Source organism: Pseudomonas sp. LBUM1651 (genome assembly GCF_059716135.1).
The window spans coordinates 4,229,433-4,248,129 of the sequence record NZ_CP166805.1 but is presented as its reverse complement, the minus strand read 5'-3'; the positions used below and the strand labels follow the sequence as shown (position 1 = coordinate 4,248,129).

Genomic DNA, 18,697 nt, shown 5'->3' with positions numbered 1-18,697 from the left:
CTTTGTTCATCGCGTCAAACCACAGTTTGGAGGCAGCATGAAAAACATCATCGGCATCTACACCAGCCCACGGACCCATTGGGTCGGCGACGGTTTCCCGGTTCGTACGCTGTTTTCCTACGACAACCTGGGCAAACACATCAGCCCGTTTTTGCTACTGGATCACGCCGGTCCCGCTGAATTCACCCCGACCACCGAACGCCGTGGCGTTGGGCAGCATCCGCACCGCGGTTTCGAAACCGTGACTATCGTTTACAAGGGCGAACTGGAGCACCGCGACTCCACCGGCAGCGGCGGCAAGATCGGCCCGGGCGATGTGCAATGGATGACCGCCGCCTCGGGAATTCTCCACGAAGAATTCCACTCCGAAGGCTTCGCCAAAACCGGCGGCACCCTGGAAATGGTGCAGCTGTGGGTCAACCTGCCCGCCAGGGACAAAATGGCCGATGCCGGTTACCAGACGATTCTCGACGGCGACATCCCGAGCATCCCGCTCAAGGACAAGGCCGGCAGCCTGCGCCTGATCGCTGGCGAGTTCGACGGCCACACCGGCCCTGCGCGGACATTCACCCCGGTCGACGTCTGGGACCTGCGCCTCAACGGCGGCAAGTTGCTGACCCTCGATCTGCATGAAGGCCGCAACACCGCGTTGGTCGTGCTGCGCGGCACGGTTCAGGTCAACGGCCTGGAGCTGGTGCGCGAAGGGCAGTTGGCGTTGTTCGAACGCAATGGCAACCAGATCAGCCTGGAAGCCAATAACGATGCAGTGGTGTTGCTGCTCAGCGGCGAGCCGATCGACGAACCGATCGTTGGCCATGGCCCGTTTGTGATGAACAGCGAGCAAGAAATTCACCAGGCTTTTGCTGACTTCCAGTCCGGCCGGTTCGGCCAGATGCACGGTTGAAACACGGATATACGGTTACACCGCGCCAGGCTTGACTGACTACGCTTGTCTGGCCGCGTCTGAACGATCAATCAAAACACCTGTTCGCCGAACTGTTCGGCATCGATTAAAAGCGAGGATTACCCCATGACTACTTCTTACAAACGTCTCGACAAGGATAACGCCGCCGTTCTGTTGGTGGATCATCAGGCGGGCCTGCTGTCTCTGGTGCGGGACATCGATCCGGACCGTTTCAAGAACAACGTGCTGGCCCTGGCTGACCTGGCCAAGTACTTCAAGTTGCCGACCATCCTCACCACCAGTTTCGAAACCGGCCCTAACGGTCCGCTGGTGCCTGAACTCAAAGCGCTGTTCCCGGACGCGCCGTACATTGCCCGTCCTGGCCAGATCAATGCCTGGGACAACGAAGATTTCGTGAAGGCGATCAAGGCCACCGGCAAGAAGCAACTGATCATCGCCGGCGTGGTGACGGAGGTGTGCGTGGCATTCCCGGCGCTGTCGGCCCTGGCGGAAGGCTTTGAGGTGTTCGTGGTGACCGATGCTTCCGGCACGTTCAACGAGCTGACCCGCCAATCGGCCTGGGACCGCATGTCGTCCTCCGGCGCGCAACTGATGACCTGGTTCGGCCTGGCCTGTGAACTGCACCGCGACTGGCGCAACGACGTGGAAGGCCTGGCGACCCTGTTCTCCAACCACATCCCGGACTACCGCAACCTGATGACCAGCTACAACACGCTGACCAACAGCAAATAAGTACAGGCAGTATGGAGCCCTTGTAGGAGCGAGCTTGCTCGCGATGGTGTATCAGCTACATTGATGTCGGCTGACCCACCTTCGCGAGCGAGCTCGCTCCTACATATCCGTACATGGCTGGAGTTGCCAGATGCTGTCACTGCTCACCAATCATCCATTGATCTGCGCCCTGATCCTGATCCTGATCGACCTGGGGTTGTGGCGTCTGATCAGTGCCGGCGGCAGCAACTGGAAACTGGTGGTGCGGCTGGTGATTTTCGCGCTGTTCAGCATGCTGTTGTTCAACGAGGGTTTGAATCCGCTGGAGCCCGCGCCCTGGGCCGACAATGTACCGCTGCACCTGGCGGCGACCGGTTTGCAGATCGGTTGGTGGCTGTTCGGTGCGCGAACCCTGACGGTGTTGATTGGCGCGGTGATGATGCAGCGGGTCGGGCATACCGGGCGCTTGCTCCAGGATTTGCTCGGCGCGGTGATTTTCCTGATCGCGATCATCGCAGCGCTGGCCTATGTGCTCGACCTGCCGGTCAAAGGCGTGCTGGCCACCTCCGGTGCATTGGCGATCATCGTCGGCCTGGCGTTGCAAAGCACCCTCAGCGACGTGTTCTCCGGGATCGTCCTCAACACCACCAAGCCCTACCAACTGGATGACTGGATCTCCATCGACGGCACCGAAGGCCGGGTCACCGATATCGACTGGCGCGCCACGCGCCTGCAAACCGCCCAGGGCAGCATGGCGGTGATTCCCAACTCGCTGGCGGCGAAAGCCAAGATCATCAACTTCAGCCGACCGAGTGACATTTTCGGTGTGTCGATCAGCTTGCAGCTGAGCCCGCATGCGCGCCCGCAAACGGTGATCGATGCGCTGGAACGGGCGATGGAGGGGTGCCGTTATCTGCTGGCAAAACCGGCGCCGTGCGTCGCCCTCAAAGGATCGAGCGCCACGGGCGTGGAATACGAAATCAGCGGCTTCGTGGTCTCGATGGATCAGAAACGCATGGTGCGCAATCTGTTGTTCGACCTGGCGTTCCGGCACTTGCAGGCGTCGGGCGTGAGCCTGTTGTCCAGCGTCGAATCGAATGCGCCGGCCGGTCTGTCACGCCCGCGGGCGCTGCTGGAAAGCTCGGCCATCTTCTCGACCCTGCGCCAGGAAGAGAAAGAAACCTTCAGCCAGCACATGACTTTGCAAACCTTCCGGCCCGGGGAGGTGATCCTGCCGGCGGGGGAGGTCAGCGATCATTTGTTCATCATCGAATCCGGTGTGGTGTCGGTGGCGCTGAGCCGCGCCGGGGTCAAGTTCGAGTCCGGACGCATGGGGCCGGGCGAGGTGATCGGCGAGGGCGGGATCCTGTCGGACACGGCGCTGCCGGCGGACTTCACCGCCAAGACAGTCTGCAGTTTGTACCGGATCGAGAAGGACTACCTCAAACCGTGTCTGGATGCGCGGCATGACATTGGTGAAGCGATGAAGGCGCTGCTGGATTTCCGCTTGCACAAGGCGCAGACGTTGACCCAGGAAGCGCCGAAGGTGGTGGAGAAGAAGGGTTTTTTGCAGTGGTTGCGCAGTCGGGCGTAAAGGGCTTGATGGGTGTTGCATCAGGTAAGGTCGTAAAGTTCCAGGTTATCAAGCAACACTAAATTATCAGCCGTTCCCCGCTCGATCTTCAGTTCAATTGTGTCTTCGGGTGGAAATCCGACAGGACTTGTTCTGAAGGGCACGCCTACGGTTTTCCAGGTGGTGCTGGCGGGAATGAGTGTTCTCTCTTCCAAATCGCGATCGTTCCATGTGACTGAGTAATGGTTATTTTCATTTGGTGTTTGTAATGAGAATTGAAGCTGGTAATACGTGTCGGGTTTCAATGTCCAGGACTTGGTCAGGGTCGTGTCCAGAATGTCTGAAAGGGCGAACGACGCGCAGTAGTTACCGTTTCTGCTAATGATCTCGCCAGGCTGGTTTGCCGCGGTTTTTTTCCAGTTGTTCCATTTGAGATCTTCAAAATCGGTCCTGTCGATGAGTTCCACAGTGCGTTCGGTCATCGTCCTGCTCCTTGTAATTGAGTCGATTTGTTTAAGCCCTCATTGCCACTCAAGTAAGCCTTAATAAGAGTTAACCGCCTACTGTCAGAGTTGACAGGTCGCATCATGATCAGCGTGTGTAGCCACGATTCAACAGTGGGAGATTCTATGTTGGCCGGCAACCCAGAATTCTCAGGCTGACTGGTATTCGCTCTGATTTTTCATCAGGGCAAATGCCACTCGTGCGCAACATCCGCGCACTGAGCGCTGCGCCTTCAATACCCGGCACGTCCCAATCTGCACCCACGTTGAGTTGAAAGCGTGGCATGCCGACGGCGCGGTTGCCGTCGTTGACGCCGTTGGTGCTGCCTTCGATCTCGATTTTCATCAGTGTCGCGCCGCTCAGCAGGCGCAGGCCATCGAGGGGTTCGCCGTAGATGTTCAGCTCCACGCCTTTGTTCTGCTGTTGGCCATCGACCCGGAAGATCCCGCTCTGCGTATAGCTTGACGGCTGTTCGATGCGGTACACGCCCAGGCTCGCGCCATAAGTGTCCATGTCCAGACGCACGCCGGCTTCGATTTGCTTGCTGCGCACCGGGGCGAAGGTTTCGTCGCGGTTGATCGCGCTGGTCGGCGGCGTCGGGCCCTTGGCTAGCCTTCGATCGTTTCGGGCGTCCAGGCCTGATTGCAATTAAGAATTGATCGCATTCTAGTGGCGCGGACCGAGTGCTGGCAATCAGCCTGACAGACTATTTTTCGCACCCTGTAGGAGCCGGCTTGCTGGCGATAGCATCACCTCGGTCATCAATTTGCTCCGAGTTGCCCGCATCGCCAGCAAGCCGGCTCCTACAAGGGGTTATCAGTGGCCTCCTCGACTTCTGGAATATTGGCTATTTAAGCAGCGGGCCTGCGGGATTAACTTAGCTCCACCCCCACTTGCTACTGGAGTCCTCATGACACCTCGTACCGATTTCTACACCGCTTCCCCTGATGCCCTGAAAGCCATGATCGCGCTGGAAACCGCCGTCTCGAAGCTGCCACTGGAAAAAAACCTGATCGAACTGGTGAAGCTGCGTGCGTCGCAAATCAACGGCTGCGCCTTCTGCATCGACATGCACACTGCCGATGCCATCAAGGGCGGGGAAACCCCGCGTCGCCTGTTTGCCGTGACAGCCTGGCGCGAGGCACCGTTCTTCACCGATCGCGAACGCGCTGCGCTGCTCTGGACCGAATCCCTGACCCAACTGAGCCTGACCCACGCTCCGGACGAAGACTACGAACTGGCCGCTGCCCAGTTCACCCCCAAGGAACTGGTCGACCTGACTGTGGCGATTTCCACCATCAATAGCTGGAATCGCCTGGCGGTAGGTTTCCGCAAAATGCCTCAGGCCGATCAGTGAGCATCTGCTGACGGCGCGGCCGGTGGTTGTACCTTGCGCATCAAGGGCACCATCGCCGTGGCGATATTAAAGCGTAGGCCAATCATCGGTTACGCTTAAAGTAGGATGTGTGCGTAGGATTATCTGACCTGGGTTGCGTAGGAATGATCTGATTTTAGTGACTTTATAAATGGAAGCTTAATTAGCTTAAACTGCTTCGCTATATATTGAAGCAAGGTTGGTAAGTGTTTAGAAAAAATCATTTCATAAAGGACAATTCTAATGCGTGATTTAACTAAAATGGAAATCCAGGCAATCAGCGGCGCTGTTGGTCCTACCGGTGCAGTGGCAGGCGCAGTCGTTGGAGTCGCCGGGTATATTGGAACGCAAGCCGGAGCTGGGCAGACAGCCACCTGGACTGGAGCTGCGGGCGCAGGCGTCGCAGGCGGAATACTCGGATTTTTCACCCCGGCAACGACCGCTCAAGCAGCAGGCACGGCAATGGGTGCTTTCTACGGAGGCCTTGGCGGTGGCTATATGATGCGATCTAGCGGTCCAGATAGTGGTGCGGCATAACTATCGGATCAATCGTTTTTATTTGAGATCCGCGAACTCCACTGGGCGTGGAACGGTGGAGTCGGGTCGACTAAAGTCAAAGCTATTTTGCCCCTGAAAAGAGGTCCTATGTCGGATTTTCTATCTACTTTCTTATTAACGATCTCGGTGTGGGGGCTGACTCTGCTGGTGTTTTATTTTGCGGACAAACTACTTGAGTTGAAACTGTCCAAGCCGGCTAAGGCAGTACTGTTAATGCCTGTCGTCGCTATCAATATATTTGTCAGCAGTTTGTTCGTGGTAGCTGTGCGTGATTTGTTTGTTTAAATTTATGGTGTTCTGACTTTAGTGGGCCAATCTGTTTACTAAAATACACTCGAATGGCCGATTGTTAATTGATGATTTATATCTAAATCCGCTCAATGACCATCCGCGCTCGGCGCGGCCGGTGGTTGCACCTTGCGCATCAAGGGCACCATCGCCGTGGCGATGATGAAGCAGACCATGATCATCAGAAACGCGTCGCCGTAGGTCTGCGTCTGCGCTTCGCGGTAAGTCAGCAGCCATAACTGATGCAGGCTGGCGGTGACGCCGCTGTCACCGCTCTGGCCGAGGGCGGCGAAGTTGGTGCCGACCTGGGACAGCCACTGATTCAAGGCCTCGTTGGTGCTGTTGAGGTTTTCCGCCAAGCGGGTGAAGTGCAGGTTGGTCCGGTCATTGAGGATCGTTGCGCACGCGGCGATGCCAATGGCGCCGCCGAGGTTACGCATCAGATTGAACAATCCCGAAGCATGTTTGAGTCGGGCGGGCGCCAGTCCGCCAAGGGTCAACGTCACGGCGGGTGGCACCGCCAGTTGCTGGGCAATACCGCGCAGCGCTTGTGGCAGCATCAATTCCTTGCCGCCCCAGTCATGGGTGATCGGGCTGAAATCCCACATCGACAACGCGAACAGCCCGAGGCCGGTCATCATGATCCAGCGCAGATCGATGCGGTTGGCCAGAAAGGCGTACAGCGGAATCGCCATGATCTGGAACACCCCGGTGGAAAAAACCGCCAGACCAATGTCCAGCGCGCCGTAGCCTCGCACCCGGCCGAGAAACAGCGGCGTCAGGTAAATCGTGGCGAACAGACCGATCCCGGTGACGAATGAGAAGAAGCAGCCGAGGGCGAAGTTGCGGTCTTTGAGGGCGCGCAAATCGACGATCGGGTTGGCCACGTGCAGGGTTCGGCCGATGAATGCCAGGCCAGCCAGGCCACTGATCCACGCAGTGGTCAGAATCGTGCTGTCACTGAACCAGTTCCAGCGCGGGCCTTCTTCGAGGGTGTATTCCAGGCAGCCGAGAAACAGCGCCAGAAACACCATGCTTATATAGTCGGCGCCCTTGAGCAGCGAGAGTTCAGGCTGGTCGATCTTCACCAGCATCGGCACCGCCACGGCAACGAAAATCCCCGGCACCAGATTGATGTAGAACAGCCAGTGCCAGGAGGATATATCGGTGATCCAGCCACCGATCACCGGGCCCAGGGTGGGTGCCAGCGAAGCGACCGCGCCGATAGTTGCGGCAGCGATTACCCGTTGCTTACCAGAAAAGAAAATGAAAGCAGTGGTGAACACCAGCGGGATCATCGAGCCGCCGAGAAACCCTTGCAATGCGCGGAAGGCGATCATGCTCTGAATGTTCCAGGCCGCGCCGCAAAGCAGGCTGGCCAGGGTGAAACCCACCGCGGAAGCGCAGAACAGCCATCGTGTCGAGAACACTCGGGAGAGCCAGCCGGACAGCGGAATCACGATGATTTCGGCGATCAGGTAACTGGTCTGCACCCACGCCGTTTCGTCAGTGCCTGCCGACAGCCCGCCGCCGATATCGCGCAATGACGCGGAGACGATCTGGATATCCAGCAGCGCAATGAACATGCCGATGCACATGGTGGCGAAGGCGAAGACCTTGGTCGCCGTTGCCATGCTGGCGGCGTTGAACGGTTGCGCAGGGGCGGCGAGGGCGCGGCTCATGGTGCGCGGGCCACGACTGGGGTTTCTGGCTCCTTGCGCGTATCCACTTCAGCGGTCACTGAAAGGCCCGGACGCAGATGACCGAGCACGCCATCGGCCGGATCGAGCACGATCCGCACCGGCACCCGTTGCACGATCTTGGTGAAGTTGCCGGTGGCGTTTTCCGGTGGCAACACACTGAATTGCGACCCACTGGCTGGTGCGAGACTGTCCAGATGACCGTGGAATGCCTGACCCGAGAGCACGTCGGCATGAATGACCACGCGTTGGCCCGGTGTCATGTGCGCCAGTTGGTCTTCCTTGAAGTTGGCATCGACCCACAGCCCGCTCGCCGGCACCACCGACAACTGTTGCGAACCGGCCTGCGCATACGCGCCGACCCGCGCCCGGCGATTGCCGATCACGCCATCGATGGGCGCGCGAAGTTCGGTGTAACCGACGTTCAGTTGCGCCAGATCACGCTCGGCGCGGGCCTGCATCAGCGCGGCCCGAGCCTGCTGTTTCTGGGTTTCGATCACGTTCAACTGGCGTTGCGCGGCCAGCAGTTCGGCCTGGGCTTTCGAACTGAGCGCTTGGGCCGTCTTGAAGGTGGCGTCCGCGCGCTGGGCGCTTTCCACCGAGACGGCATTGCTGCTCACCAGTTTTTTGTAGCGCGCGTTGTCATCCCGCGAGCGGGCGGTTTCGGCGCCGGCGGCATCGATCCCGGCACGGGCCTGACCGATCACCGCCTGTTGCAGTTGTTCCGTGGCATCGAGATTGGCCAGCAAGGCTTCTTCTGCGGCGACCGCACCTTCGGCCTTGGCCAGGTTGGCGCGGTAGTCGCGGGAGTCGAGGCGGATCAGCACATCACCGGCTTTCACTTTCTGGTTGTCGGTGACCAGCACTTCTTCGATGTAACCCGCGACCTTCGGCCCGATCACCGTCACGTCGCCACCGATGTAGGCATCGTCGGTTTCTTCAATGAAACGGCCGGCGGTCCACCAGTGCGCGGCGTACACACCGGCCAGCACCAGTGCAGCGATGCCCAGTGTCGACAGGAGCAGGCGTTTGAGCAGGGGAGGCTTTGGAGTGGTTACCGGGACAGCCAGGTCGGGCTCAACGGAGGACATGCTGGTCATGGAGGATTACCTGTAGGAAACGGCATTTAATTACGCGCGTAATATGACGCATGTCATATTTGGTGGCAATTTATTTTTGTTGCCGGTCGTCAGGTGGTTCGGTCGATGTGAATCAGGCAAAGATGGGGTGATTGATCTGGCGCCTTCGCGAGCAAGCCCGCTCCCACAGTGACTGCGTTCCTTCTGAAGGAATGCAGTCACTGTGGGAGCGGGCTTGCTCGCGAAGGCGGACTCAGAGACGACAGAGATTTATCGGGGTAATGATTACTGCGACTGCAGAGGAAAAGATCAAGGGCTGCATCACAGGGTGTTCGCCACGTTCTTCCAGTAAAGAAATGACACAAACGGAAATGGGAGACGGTGATTTCGGAAGCGTCCCACAGCCAGAGTTTGAGCTTCCCGATAGGGTCAATGGCCTCCGGCACCCTGCCGGGACACTCCCAAGGAAGAACGAACCATGACTAGAAAGGCCGTTATCGTTTTCAGCGGCGGACAGGACTCGACCACCTGCTTGATCCATGCGTTGCCGATGTACGATGAAAATCATTGCATCACGTTTGATTATGGCCAGCGCCAACGTGCAGAAATTGAAGTGGCGCAACAGCTTTCAAAACGGCTTGGCGTGAAGGTGCACAAAGTATTGGACACTTCATTGCTGAATGAGCTGGCCATTAGTGAGTTCCTGAACCGTCAGGTGAAATATCCAAGCTTTGCGAAGGGGCGGAGAGCAACCTTGGAATGTGTTGGCCTGTAGCTGTCCCATTGATGGAGGCAGGGAGGGAACGCTGCGGAATAAGATGAATGAAGGTTAAAGGAATATGGACACTCCCATCCTTCCGATGAGGAACAGAAGTAAAATCAGAAAAAATATTCGAATAAAACCGCTTCCATAACGCAGAGCTAGAAATACCCCAGTGAGAGAGCCTGCAATATTACATAGGCCAACGACTCCACCTACAGTCCATAAAATGTTACCGGAAGGGATGAAAAACATCAGTGCGGCGCTAAATGTTCCCAAATTAACAAGTTTTGCTGAAGCTGAAGCATTCAGAAAATCGAATCCGAAGTATTTCACAAAAATAAAAAGAAGGAGGCTGCCGCTGCCCGGACCGAAGACTCCATCATAAAAGCCGATTAAACCTCCGAAGAAAATTCCAAGCAGGATTTCTTTCCTGCCGCATTGGATGTCAGAGCTGAATCGGCCTAAGTCTTTTTTGATAAAGGTATAAATCGCCATTGCAATCAAGATAATAAAAACAACATATTCCATAAATTTTTTTGGAATGAGAGAAACTGATAGAGCACCAAGGAATGCAAATATAAATGCTGAAATCATAGTTGGAAGCATAAGCTTCCATACAATTCTAATTCTTTTCAAATAAGTAGAGATGGACGAGAGATTGCCCGCTAAAACAGCTAGTTTATTTGTTCCGAGAACTGTAGAAAGACTATAACCTGGTAAGCTGTGTATAAGTGCTGGTACCTGTACCAATCCACCTCCGCCAACTGCTGCGTCAATCAAGCCGCCGCAAAAAGCAAAAAAACCTAACGCGATTAATACGTGCTCGAAGTCCATTAAATATCCAGTCGCCATTTTCGTTAATTGCTAAGAATTATTACATTAGATCAATAAGTATTATACTGCTTAGGCGTTCCGATCAACCTACAGTGCAGTTGAAATAGATTGATCGGAGTATCTCATGGTTCCCTGCCTTTAATTTGCCAGCTAGCAAATAGCCTGATTGATGCCATATGATGAGGCATTGGAAAATTCGGGTATAAGAGGAGTCAAAGTGAGCGTCCGCGATGTATTAGCTTGTCGAGGTCAATGCCACATGCAAAGAGCTGAACGCCTTTCCGACACGCTTGTTGTAATCAAGCATTATTTCTTTGAGGCGATCAATATCAAATTTTAGGTCTACCGTTCGACCATAAGTTTGTGCTGCAGCTAAAGCGTGTAATCCATGCTTGTTTTCCACCTCGCCAGCGTGGCCAAATATATAACCTTTTGCATTTCGCAGGTTTTGAACGTTGCTACTCAATAATGGATTGAAAGAAAGAAGCTTTTCTTCAATGTGTTGAGCGATGAAATTATATTCACGTCCGTTCCAAAGCTCTGAAGCGACGGAAACCATCATAGCATCCATGATGGATTGTTTATGCTCAATAGAGTCCATAGGTGACTTATGTTTCGCAACGCCAGTGTCGTACAGGAATGCCGAAAACTCTTCACACTCATAAACCTCATACTGACTATTCACCCAGCCTTGCGCGCCAAAGGCTGCCGTCATATAGCCGTACATGCCATCATGGTCTTTATGTCCGAGGCCAAAGTCGTCTTTCGAGACCTCATGCATATGTGCCATAACATTATTATAGCCGGCTCTGTTTTCGATGGATATGGATAGAGCATCCGCTGATAAACGCATAATGATTTTGGCGGAGACCAAGCTAGTTGTTTTATGGGTTTCATTCCAACCATTGAAAAATTTCAAAACACCGGCATCGGTCTCATTTTTTCCTAGGAATGCGTTGAACGCATTTTCGGCGTGGGTTTGAGCCTCTTGAGTAATTGGGTGGACGAGCACCTCATGCATTGCGTTCTGAATTTCGGCTGTTTGCTCGACCTGCGCGAACAGAGGTTCTCTTCTGAGACTCTCGACTATAGTCCGGCCTGGTATCTTTAAATTTCCAAGATGTCTGGGTAATGCCTCAATGAACATTTTGCCAAACTCTTGCATAGATTTGTTTGTTGCAATTTTTTCGAAGCGGCTTTGCAGTGATGCTGATCTCATGATTTTGTCTTTATCCTTGTGGGCTTATCGGTCTGGAATTGAAACTTCATGCATGAAGCGGTGATCGTGGGGAGTGAGAAACCGGTCAAACGAGCGCACGACGGCCGTAGCGCTGGCTGATGGTGGCCGAGCGTACTCGGCGGCTCAGTTCGGCTTGTACTTCTGGGCTGAGGACAATCTCTTGGGCGTTCACTTGCGTTCCCCCGAGCGCTGAATGACAGAGGAAGTGTAGCCAAGACCACAGAAAAGTTATTTAGAGAACATCACACTACCTCCTGCAGTCTTTATATAGGCTGGCCTCCAGTTATATATTTTTTAAATAGTGATCTTGCTCCGTAGGCAGGCAAAACGTTGAAAACTGCGAAGCACATTTTTATAGCTATTTGAACATAGACGATATGGAGTATGTCGCTATTTTGCATGGTTCCATAAAACGCAATAAAACAAAATAGAAAGCTATCTATTATCACTGCAAAAAAAGTACTGCAGAAAACTCGTAAAAATAGAAATCTGGAATTTGTTAGTTCTTTTATCCTGCACAAAAGATAAGAGTTGACGTATTCAGAGGAAAGGAAAGATATACAGGAGGCTATTAACACAGATGACACATGCGTAATCACCTCGCTGTAGGGTTCGTCGAGTTTCCAACCGGCTAAGCCGGGAAGATAGCTAGTTCCACTTAGTAAGATGATGATAAACGCATTGCTTGCGAAAGCGAACAGTATGGCTCGTCTTGCGAGTCTAAGGCCGTAAGATTCATTTAGTATGTCGACTACTAAAAACGTCAGTGGGTATAGAAAAACGCCAGGAGTCACAACTATGTCAAATAATTCTATGTATACAAGTTTCGTCGCAGCAACATTTGTGAAGATGTAAAGTGCGAAAAGCAGTAGGTTGAGGGCAACGTACGTCATCCACGACCTTTCGTGGCGATCATTCATTTCGTAGGTGGTTAATGCAGTACCACCAGAATAATATTTTCGATAAATGTCCTTGATTTCTACCTTGTTTAGGTTGTCTATTATTTCGCTTCTCAATATTTCGCCTAGCTTTACTTTTACGATTTTTCCTGTAGAGATAACCATGATGACGACAAGGTTTTTGCTTTTTTCAAATCCCAGTAATTTGTATTTGCTGTTTTCGAGTCCATTCCTATTTTCCATTAAACCTTTCCTCTAAAATATCTCCAATAATACAAGTGGTGTCCGAGTTAAAGTAATTGCCGCTGGCTATGGTTAGTCTATTCGTTACTTTGTCGTACCCTAACTTGTCTGCGCTGCCATTTGATAAACCCCTTTTGACTATCAAAATATCCCCCGCCTCGTTCATTTCACTGATTTCATTCTCGAGAAGCACACCTATCAAATTACAGGCCGTGCCGAAGTAATAGGTCAGCGGATGCGTGATAGCCAACTCACCAATTCTTTTGTCCAAGCTCTGAAGCAGCATACTCTCTCTAATAATTGGCACCGCTGCCGGATTCATGTTTCCGAGTGGGGAGAGGCTACTCTCTATTGTTTCTTTTTCTTCAAAGTCTACCGTTTCTATCTCCTGATAAGACACGCCAAAAAAATCCGATATCTTTCGAATGGTTGATTGTTGTACATGGACAACCTTTCCTTCCAGGATGTTGTAGATAGTTGTTCGGGTCAAGCCGCTGGAGTTGCACAAGGAAAGCCGAGTCTCTCCCCGGCTTTTTATCAGGTACTTGATGTTGTTTTTTAATTTTTCTGTTCTGTCTTTCTTGTGCATTCAATATCTGCCATTTGCTTGTTGTTGCAATAGGTCATGCGTACGGGGATGACTCTCTTTGAGTGCAACATCCTACACACCTGTCACCCGAACAAAAAATGAATTTTTTCAAGCGGGTCGCGCAACGATGAAATGGTTTTTCATTGTGTAATTTGGCGCTGTCACTGTATGTAAGAAGCTACCTACCAAGTCTGACGAATTGTCTTACAGTAATTAGGAAGTGCCAGAAGTTTGTTGGGGTGATGGAGTATTGGCGATTAAGGTCTGGAACTGTTTGAATTTAAAAATGATCGGCCGGTTACGAATCATTTAATTACACAGATGTAAATTTGTTTGATTAATAAAATGGAATTTTCTGGTAATAAATCTACCGGTCCGCCATGTATAACCGTCAACCAATTTTGGTTGGCAAGAGATTGACGCTTTCTCAATCTTGAAAGGAGCTCCAACATGAAAAAAGCCACCCCAATTGCAACCGAACAGTCAGGCCTTCCGGCCCGCGACACCGTCCATTCACCTAAGCCCTCTAAAGTCTCCGAACAACTCGTCAGCGTGCCCCTGCGCAATCACAAACGTCCCGAATCAGCCAGCCATTTCTTCACCGTAGTACCGGATGCCGATACGGGAGCCATGCTCTGCCACGCCTCGGAAACGCTTGCTTCCCTGAGCGTCATGGCCACCGATCTCGCTCGGGAACTCGAGGGGCCGCGTCGCCAAATCATATTGACCATCCAGCAACTGTCCGCAATTGGCGAGCTGTTGGTCAATCGAGCGCTGGATAACCTGGAGCCGCCCCGGGGATCGTCTGAAGGTCGTCCAACTGCCACCGCTGAATAATCGTGTGCCTTTTCCCACTGGAGGTTTTTCGTCATGGATCGATACATGCCTGTTACCGGCATCGACTGCAGCGTCCCGTCATTACTGATCGATACTGAAGCGCCACTGGACGTGTTGCATGAAACCGCGGCCTACCGCATTCGTACCGCAACGCAACTGCTGGAAAGTTTTGCGTGCGGCGAAGGTGTCCACAGTGAGCTGGCGCGAGTGTTGGTGACTTCACTGCGCGATGGCTGTGATCTGCTGGATGTTGTGGGGCGACGATTGCAGGGGCAGGTTTCAGCGTAGAAAAACGGGCGCCTTTCGGCGCCCCATTGCTTCCAGTTAATAGGAAGCATTACTATTCACGCCCCGTCTTCACAGCACACCGCAATGACCCCCAAGCTGCCCCGCAGACAAGGCTTTTTCGAGCATTACGAAGAGTTGGTTGGCACCTGGACCCGTCGCCTGAGAAATCGTCAGCAGGCCGAGGATCTGGCCCACGACACCTTCGTGCGGGTGCTTGAGTCCGATTCGGCGGCAGTGGCGCAACCCCGGGCGTATTTGCACCAGACCGCGCGCAACATCGCGGTGGATGGTTATCGGCGTGAGGATCGACGGGGCGCCATGGAGTCGGAGGCGATCGATCACAGTGTGTCGTCGTCCGGCGACCCGGAGCATTTCATGCAGGCGATCCAGTTGGCTGATTCCATCGAACGGGCGCTCACCGAGCTGCCGGTCAATTGTCGCAATGTGTTCGTCTGGCAGAAGATCGAAGGCCTGACCCAGGCCGAAATCGCCGAACGCCTGGGACTGTCCAAGAACATGGTGGAAAAGTATATGATCCGCACCCTGCGGCATCTGCGCGACCGCCTCGACGGTTTGCAACCATGATCGGCCGCGCCTTCTCACCCCCAGCCAAACAGGAACTTCCATGATGGATACTCGTGATTGCGCGTGCGGGCAAACAACGGTTCGCGATGAGGCGGCGCGGTGGTTTGTGCGTTTGCAGGAACCGGCCGTCGACGTCGAAGAACATCGACGCTTCGAGCTGTGGCTGAATGAGCACCCTCAGCATCGTGACGAATTTCAATTGCTTCAGGGCTTGTGGTCGGCGGCGGATCTTGTGCCCGCCGCGCGTCTGCAAGCCTTGTGTGAAACCCCGCCGATCCGCAGCAAACGCCGTCCGTTGCTGCGTTATGCGGTGGCCGCCAGTGTATTGGCCGTGGCGCTCGGCCTGGGGTTGTTCAGCGGCTTGAATCAACCCACGCCTTACACCGCCGAGTTTTCGACGGCGCTGGGCGAACGTCGCCAAGTGGCGTTGCCGGACGGTTCGGTGATTGATCTGAACAGCCGCAGCCGCCTTCAGGTGCGCTATGAAAAAGGCCATCGAGGTATTGAGCTGACGGAGGGCGAGGCGATGTTCAGCGTCGCGCACGACAGTGATCGACCGTTCGTGGTCCAGGCGGGCAGCGGCAAGGTCACGGTCACCGGCACCCGCTTCGATGTGCGTCGCAGCGTCGGCGAAACCCGGGTCGTGGTGGAGCAGGGCACGGTCAAGGTTCAGGGGCGCGGTGCGACCGACAACGAATTCATCAGCCTCACCGCCGGCCTCGGTACCCGCGTCGATGCCCAAGGCACAGTCGCGGCGGCATATGCCGTCAACCCGGCGGAACTGACCGCCTGGCGCAGCGGCAAACTGGTGTTCAACAACGCCAGCCTGGCCGAAGTGGCCGAGGAAGTGTCGCGCTATCGGGAGAAACCCCTCACCGTCGGCAACGACAAGGTCGGCAATTTGCGCCTGACCAGCGTGTTCAAGTCCGATAACACCGACGCGCTGCTCAAGGCCTTGCCGAACATCCTGCCGGTGGCCGTGCGCACCCTCGATGACGGCAGTCAGGAAATAATTTCAAAATAGATTCAGGTTTTTTTCGAGTTGATCGTCTTCCTGTCCAACTGCAACTGGTTTGCATTAACAAGCGCACACTCTTGCGATCCACAGGACTACGTTCGACGTGAAAAAATCCACCGCTAAAAACAACGCTGCTAGAAACAACAGACGCCCTTGGTTGCCGCTGGCCCTTGCGCTGGCGGTCAACGTTGCGCTGCCTCAGGCCTTTGCTGCCGACGCGATCCACATCCCGGCGCAACCCTTGGGTCAGGCGCTGAGTGAACTGGGCCAGCAAACCTCGCTTCAGGTGTTCTTCAGCCCTGAGCTGGTGGCCGGCAAGCAAGCCCCGGCGGTGGACGGCAACCTCTCGCCAGAAGACGCGCTGCGCCAACTGCTGCAAGGCAGCGGTCTGCAATACCAGATCGACGAAGGTTCGGTCACGTTGATGCCTGCACCGACTTCGGCTGCAAACGGCCCGCTGGAACTGGGCGTGACCGACATCAAAGTGGTCGGCGACTGGCTCGGTGACGCCGATGCCGCCGTGGTGCAAAACCACCCCGGCGCGCGTACGGTGATTCGCCGCGAAGCCATGGTCGAGCAGGGTGCGATGAACGTCGGCGACGTGCTCAAACGTGTGCCCGGCGTGCAAGTGCAGGAAGCCAACGGCACCGGCGGCAGCGACATTTCCCTGAACGTCGGCGTACGTGGCCTGACGTCGCGCCTGTCGCCACGCTCCACCGTGCTGATCGACGGCGTGCCAGCCGCGTTCGCGCCGTACGGCCAGCCACAGCTGTCGATGGCGCCGATCTCCTCGGGCAACCTCGACAGCATCGATGTGGTTCGCGGTGCCGGCTCTGTGCGTTACGGGCCGCAGAACGTCGGCGGTGTGATCAACTTCGTGACCCGCGCCATCCCGGAAAAAGCCTCCGCCGAAATCGGCACCACCCTGGAAACCTCCCAGCACGGTGGCTGGAAACACATCGATACCGCGTTTGCCGGCGGCACGGCGGACAACGGCATCGGCGTGGCGCTGTTGTACTCGGGCGTGAACGGCAACGGTTACCGTGAGCGCAACAATGGCAACGACATCGACGACGTGATTCTCAAGACCCATTGGGCACCGACCGATGTCGACGATTTCAGCCTCAACCTGCATTACTACGACGCCAGCGCCGACATGCCCGGTGGCCTGACCCAGGCGCAATACGACGCCAATCCGTTTCAGTCCGACCGCAACAACGACAACTTCAGCGGACGTCGCAAGGACATTTCCTTCAAGTGGGCGCGGCAGATCGATGACCGCACCCAGGCCGAAGTGCTGACCTACTACTCCGACAGCTTCCGTGGCAGCAACATCGCCGCCCGCGATCAGAAGACCCTCGGCTCGTTCCCGCGCACTTACTACACCCTCGGCATCGAACCGCGGGTGTCCCATGTGTTCGACGTCGGCTCGACCACCCAGGAAGTCAGCGTCGGTTATCGCTACCTCAAGGAAGCCATGCACGAAGAGGCCAGCCGTCTGGCACTGGTCAACAACGAGCCGGTCGCGACCAAGGCCTCGGACGGCCATGCCTATCAGGACCGCACCGGCGGCACTGAAGCCAACTCGGTGTACATCGATAACAAAATCGACGTCGGCAACTGGACCATCACGCCCGGCATCCGTTTCGAACACATCAGCACCGACTGGCACGATCGCCCCGTGCTCGATACCGCCGGCAAGCGCGTGCTGGAAAAGAACCGCAGCATCGAAAGCAACGAGCCGCTGCCGGCCTTGAGCGTGATGTATCACATCTCCGATGCCTGGAAGCTGTTCGCCAACTACGAAACCTCGTTCGGCAGCCTGCAGTATTTCCAGCTCGGCCAGGGTGGCGCGGGTGACGAACCCGCCAATGGCCTGGAGCCGGAGAAGGCCAAGACCTATGAGGTCGGCACGCGTTACAACGATGACGTGTGGGGCGGCGAAGTGACGCTGTTCTACATCGACTTCGATAAAGAGTTGCAGTACATCAGTAACGACGCGGGCTGGACCAACCTTGGCGCAACCACGCACCAGGGCATCGAGGCTTCGGTTCACTACGACATGGCGGCACTGGACCCACGGCTCGACGGCCTGACAGCCAACGCGGGGATCACCTATACGCGCGCCGTTTATGAAGGCGAGATTCCCGGCTTCAAGGGCCGCGACCTGCCGTTCTACTCGCGTCAGGTGGCGACCGCCGGCCTGCGTTACGACATCGACCGCTGGACCTACAACCTCGATGCGTTTGCCCAGTCCAAACAGCGCTCACCGGGCGTTGCGGTCAATGCCGATGGCAGCTTCTCCAACAACTACATCACCGAAGGCACCGCCGACGGCCAGTACGGCGACATTCCGGGTTACGTCACCTGGAACGTGCGAGGCGGTTATGACTTCGGCGCGCAACTGTCGAACCTGAAAGTCGGTGCCGGGGTGAAAAACATCTTCGACAAGCAGTACTTCACCCGCTCCAGCGACAACAACTCGGGCATGTACGTCGGCGCGCCACGCACGTTCTTTGTGCAGGCCAGTGTCGGGTTCTAACGCCCTGAGGTAAGAAATAGAACGAGCGATGATTAACCTGTGGCGAGGGAGCTTGCTCCCGCTGGACTGCGCAGCAGTCCCATTTTTTGGGGCCGCTTCGCCCGAACGCGGACCGGCCCCGCGGGAGCAAGCTCCCTCGCCACAAT

General features: G+C 55.3%; 16 protein-coding genes and 2 pseudogenes. 10 read left to right on the top strand and 8 right to left on the bottom strand.

Annotated elements, in window-relative coordinates; genetic code table 11:
• The first annotated feature begins 37 nt into the window (after window positions 1-37).
• The 3 genes from ACA066_RS19935 (at window position 38) to ACA066_RS19925 (ending at window position 3,230) form a co-directional block, all read left to right on the top strand.
• Window positions 38-904 carry a pirin family protein gene (locus ACA066_RS19935; protein ID WP_497696310.1) on the top strand — a complete coding sequence of 289 codons (867 nt, stop codon included), beginning with the start codon at window positions 38-40 and terminating at the stop codon, window positions 902-904.
• A gap of 126 nt (window positions 905-1,030) precedes the next feature.
• Window positions 1,031-1,657: an isochorismate family cysteine hydrolase YcaC gene (gene ycaC / locus ACA066_RS19930; protein WP_008011497.1), complete on the top strand. Its 627-nt coding sequence runs from the start codon at window positions 1,031-1,033 to the stop codon at window positions 1,655-1,657.
• A gap of 130 nt (window positions 1,658-1,787) precedes the next feature.
• The gene (locus ACA066_RS19925) at window positions 1,788-3,230 is read left to right on the top strand and encodes a mechanosensitive ion channel domain-containing protein (RefSeq protein WP_497696309.1); all 1,443 of its coding nucleotides are present in this window, start codon (window positions 1,788-1,790) and stop codon (window positions 3,228-3,230) included.
• Window positions 3,231-3,250: 20 nt separating this feature from the next.
• Here the strand turns inward: ACA066_RS19925 and ACA066_RS19920 are convergent, their stop codons facing one another.
• Both ACA066_RS19920 and ACA066_RS19915 read right to left on the bottom strand, forming a co-directional pair.
• On the bottom strand, window positions 3,251-3,691 hold the full coding sequence (locus ACA066_RS19920) for a hypothetical protein (protein WP_497696308.1): 441 nt from the start codon (window positions 3,689-3,691) through the stop codon (window positions 3,251-3,253).
• 214 nt (window positions 3,692-3,905) lie between these two features.
• A pseudogene (locus tag ACA066_RS19915) lies at window positions 3,906-4,325 on the bottom strand (TonB-dependent receptor domain-containing protein); the annotation flags it as partial.
• 298 nt (window positions 4,326-4,623) lie between these two features.
• Between ACA066_RS19915 and ACA066_RS19910 the strand changes: the two are divergent.
• Entirely contained in the window at window positions 4,624-5,070 is a 447-nt protein-coding gene (locus ACA066_RS19910; RefSeq protein ID WP_497696307.1) for a carboxymuconolactone decarboxylase family protein, read from the top strand.
• Window positions 5,071-6,023: 953 nt separating this feature from the next.
• Here the strand turns inward: ACA066_RS19910 and ACA066_RS19905 are convergent.
• Both ACA066_RS19905 and ACA066_RS19900 read right to left on the bottom strand, forming a co-directional pair.
• Window positions 6,024-7,616, bottom strand: coding sequence for a DHA2 family efflux MFS transporter permease subunit (locus ACA066_RS19905; RefSeq protein WP_497696306.1), 1,593 nt, complete (start codon window positions 7,614-7,616; stop codon window positions 6,024-6,026).
• Window positions 7,613-8,734, bottom strand: coding sequence for an HlyD family secretion protein (locus ACA066_RS19900; RefSeq protein WP_497696305.1), 1,122 nt, complete (start codon window positions 8,732-8,734; stop codon window positions 7,613-7,615). The genes ACA066_RS19905 and ACA066_RS19900 overlap by 4 nt, the downstream gene beginning before the upstream one ends.
• 457 nt (window positions 8,735-9,191) lie before the next feature.
• Between ACA066_RS19900 and ACA066_RS19895 the strand changes: the two are divergent.
• Window positions 9,192-9,443 (top strand): annotated as a pseudogene (locus ACA066_RS19895) (7-cyano-7-deazaguanine synthase); the annotation flags it as partial.
• A 99-nt stretch (window positions 9,444-9,542) separates the two neighbouring features.
• Here the strand turns inward: ACA066_RS19895 and ACA066_RS19890 are convergent.
• The 4 genes from ACA066_RS19890 to ACA066_RS19875 form a co-directional block, all read right to left on the bottom strand.
• Window positions 9,543-10,310, bottom strand: coding sequence for a sulfite exporter TauE/SafE family protein (locus tag ACA066_RS19890; protein WP_497696304.1), 768 nt, complete (start codon window positions 10,308-10,310; stop codon window positions 9,543-9,545).
• Window positions 10,311-10,545: 235 nt separating this feature from the next.
• Window positions 10,546-11,529, bottom strand: a complete 984-nt coding sequence (locus ACA066_RS19885) for a hypothetical protein (RefSeq protein ID WP_497696303.1) — start codon at window positions 11,527-11,529, stop codon at window positions 10,546-10,548.
• A gap of 284 nt (window positions 11,530-11,813) precedes the next feature.
• Entirely contained in the window at window positions 11,814-12,692 is an 879-nt protein-coding gene (locus tag ACA066_RS19880; RefSeq protein WP_497696302.1) for a queuosine precursor transporter, read from the bottom strand.
• Window positions 12,682-13,281 (bottom strand): helix-turn-helix transcriptional regulator, encoded by a 600-nt coding sequence (locus ACA066_RS19875; protein WP_497696301.1) that lies wholly within the window; start codon window positions 13,279-13,281, stop codon window positions 12,682-12,684. The genes ACA066_RS19880 and ACA066_RS19875 overlap by 11 nt, the downstream gene beginning before the upstream one ends.
• Window positions 13,282-13,731: 450 nt before the next feature.
• Here ACA066_RS19875 and ACA066_RS19870 point away from each other — a divergent pair, with 450 nt between their 5' ends.
• The 5 genes from ACA066_RS19870 to ACA066_RS19850 all read left to right on the top strand — a co-directional run bounded on the left by ACA066_RS19870 (window position 13,732) and on the right by ACA066_RS19850 (window position 18,551).
• A complete protein-coding gene (locus ACA066_RS19870) occupies window positions 13,732-14,118 on the top strand; it encodes a DUF6124 family protein (RefSeq protein WP_497696300.1) in 387 nt (128 codons plus the stop codon).
• A gap of 33 nt (window positions 14,119-14,151) precedes the next feature.
• Window positions 14,152-14,406, top strand: coding sequence for a hypothetical protein (locus ACA066_RS19865; protein ID WP_462009555.1), 255 nt, complete (start codon window positions 14,152-14,154; stop codon window positions 14,404-14,406).
• 84 nt (window positions 14,407-14,490) lie between these two features.
• Complete coding sequence (locus ACA066_RS19860) at window positions 14,491-14,991, top strand: sigma-70 family RNA polymerase sigma factor (RefSeq protein WP_497696299.1); 501 nt, start codon at window positions 14,491-14,493, stop codon at window positions 14,989-14,991.
• Between the two features lie 40 nt (window positions 14,992-15,031).
• Entirely contained in the window at window positions 15,032-16,015 is a 984-nt protein-coding gene (locus ACA066_RS19855; protein WP_497696298.1) for a FecR family protein, read from the top strand.
• Window positions 16,016-16,112: 97 nt separating this feature from the next.
• A complete protein-coding gene (locus ACA066_RS19850) occupies window positions 16,113-18,551 on the top strand; it encodes a TonB-dependent siderophore receptor (RefSeq protein ID WP_497696297.1) in 2,439 nt (812 codons plus the stop codon).
• Window positions 18,552-18,697: the final 146 nt, after the last annotated feature.

Bases quoted from the DNA above. Each gene is read 5' to 3' on its own strand.
- ACA066_RS19905 (WP_497696306.1), bottom strand. From the start codon at position 7,616: ATGAGCCGCGCCCTCGCCGCCCCTGCGCAACCGTTCAACGCCGCCAGC.
- ACA066_RS19885 (WP_497696303.1), bottom strand. From the start codon at position 11,529: ATGAGATCAGCATCACTGCAAAGCCGCTTCGAAAAAATTGCAACAAAC.
- ACA066_RS19890 (WP_497696304.1), bottom strand. From the start codon at position 10,310: ATGGACTTCGAGCACGTATTAATCGCGTTAGGTTTTTTTGCTTTTTGC.
- ycaC (WP_008011497.1), top strand. From the start codon at position 1,031: ATGACTACTTCTTACAAACGTCTCGACAAGGATAACGCCGCCGTTCTG.
- ACA066_RS19880 (WP_497696302.1), bottom strand. From the start codon at position 12,692: ATGGAAAATAGGAATGGACTCGAAAACAGCAAATACAAATTACTGGGA.
- ACA066_RS19875 (WP_497696301.1), bottom strand. From the start codon at position 13,281: ATGCACAAGAAAGACAGAACAGAAAAATTAAAAAACAACATCAAGTAC.
- ACA066_RS19870 (WP_497696300.1), top strand. From the start codon at position 13,732: ATGAAAAAAGCCACCCCAATTGCAACCGAACAGTCAGGCCTTCCGGCC.
- ACA066_RS19860 (WP_497696299.1), top strand. From the start codon at position 14,491: ATGACCCCCAAGCTGCCCCGCAGACAAGGCTTTTTCGAGCATTACGAA.
- ACA066_RS19920 (WP_497696308.1), bottom strand. From the start codon at position 3,691: ATGACCGAACGCACTGTGGAACTCATCGACAGGACCGATTTTGAAGAT.
- ACA066_RS19935 (WP_497696310.1), top strand. From the start codon at position 38: ATGAAAAACATCATCGGCATCTACACCAGCCCACGGACCCATTGGGTC.
- ACA066_RS19925 (WP_497696309.1), top strand. From the start codon at position 1,788: ATGCTGTCACTGCTCACCAATCATCCATTGATCTGCGCCCTGATCCTG.
- ACA066_RS19855 (WP_497696298.1), top strand. From the start codon at position 15,032: ATGATGGATACTCGTGATTGCGCGTGCGGGCAAACAACGGTTCGCGAT.
- ACA066_RS19900 (WP_497696305.1), bottom strand. From the start codon at position 8,734: ATGACCAGCATGTCCTCCGTTGAGCCCGACCTGGCTGTCCCGGTAACC.
- ACA066_RS19865 (WP_462009555.1), top strand. From the start codon at position 14,152: ATGGATCGATACATGCCTGTTACCGGCATCGACTGCAGCGTCCCGTCA.
- ACA066_RS19910 (WP_497696307.1), top strand. From the start codon at position 4,624: ATGACACCTCGTACCGATTTCTACACCGCTTCCCCTGATGCCCTGAAA.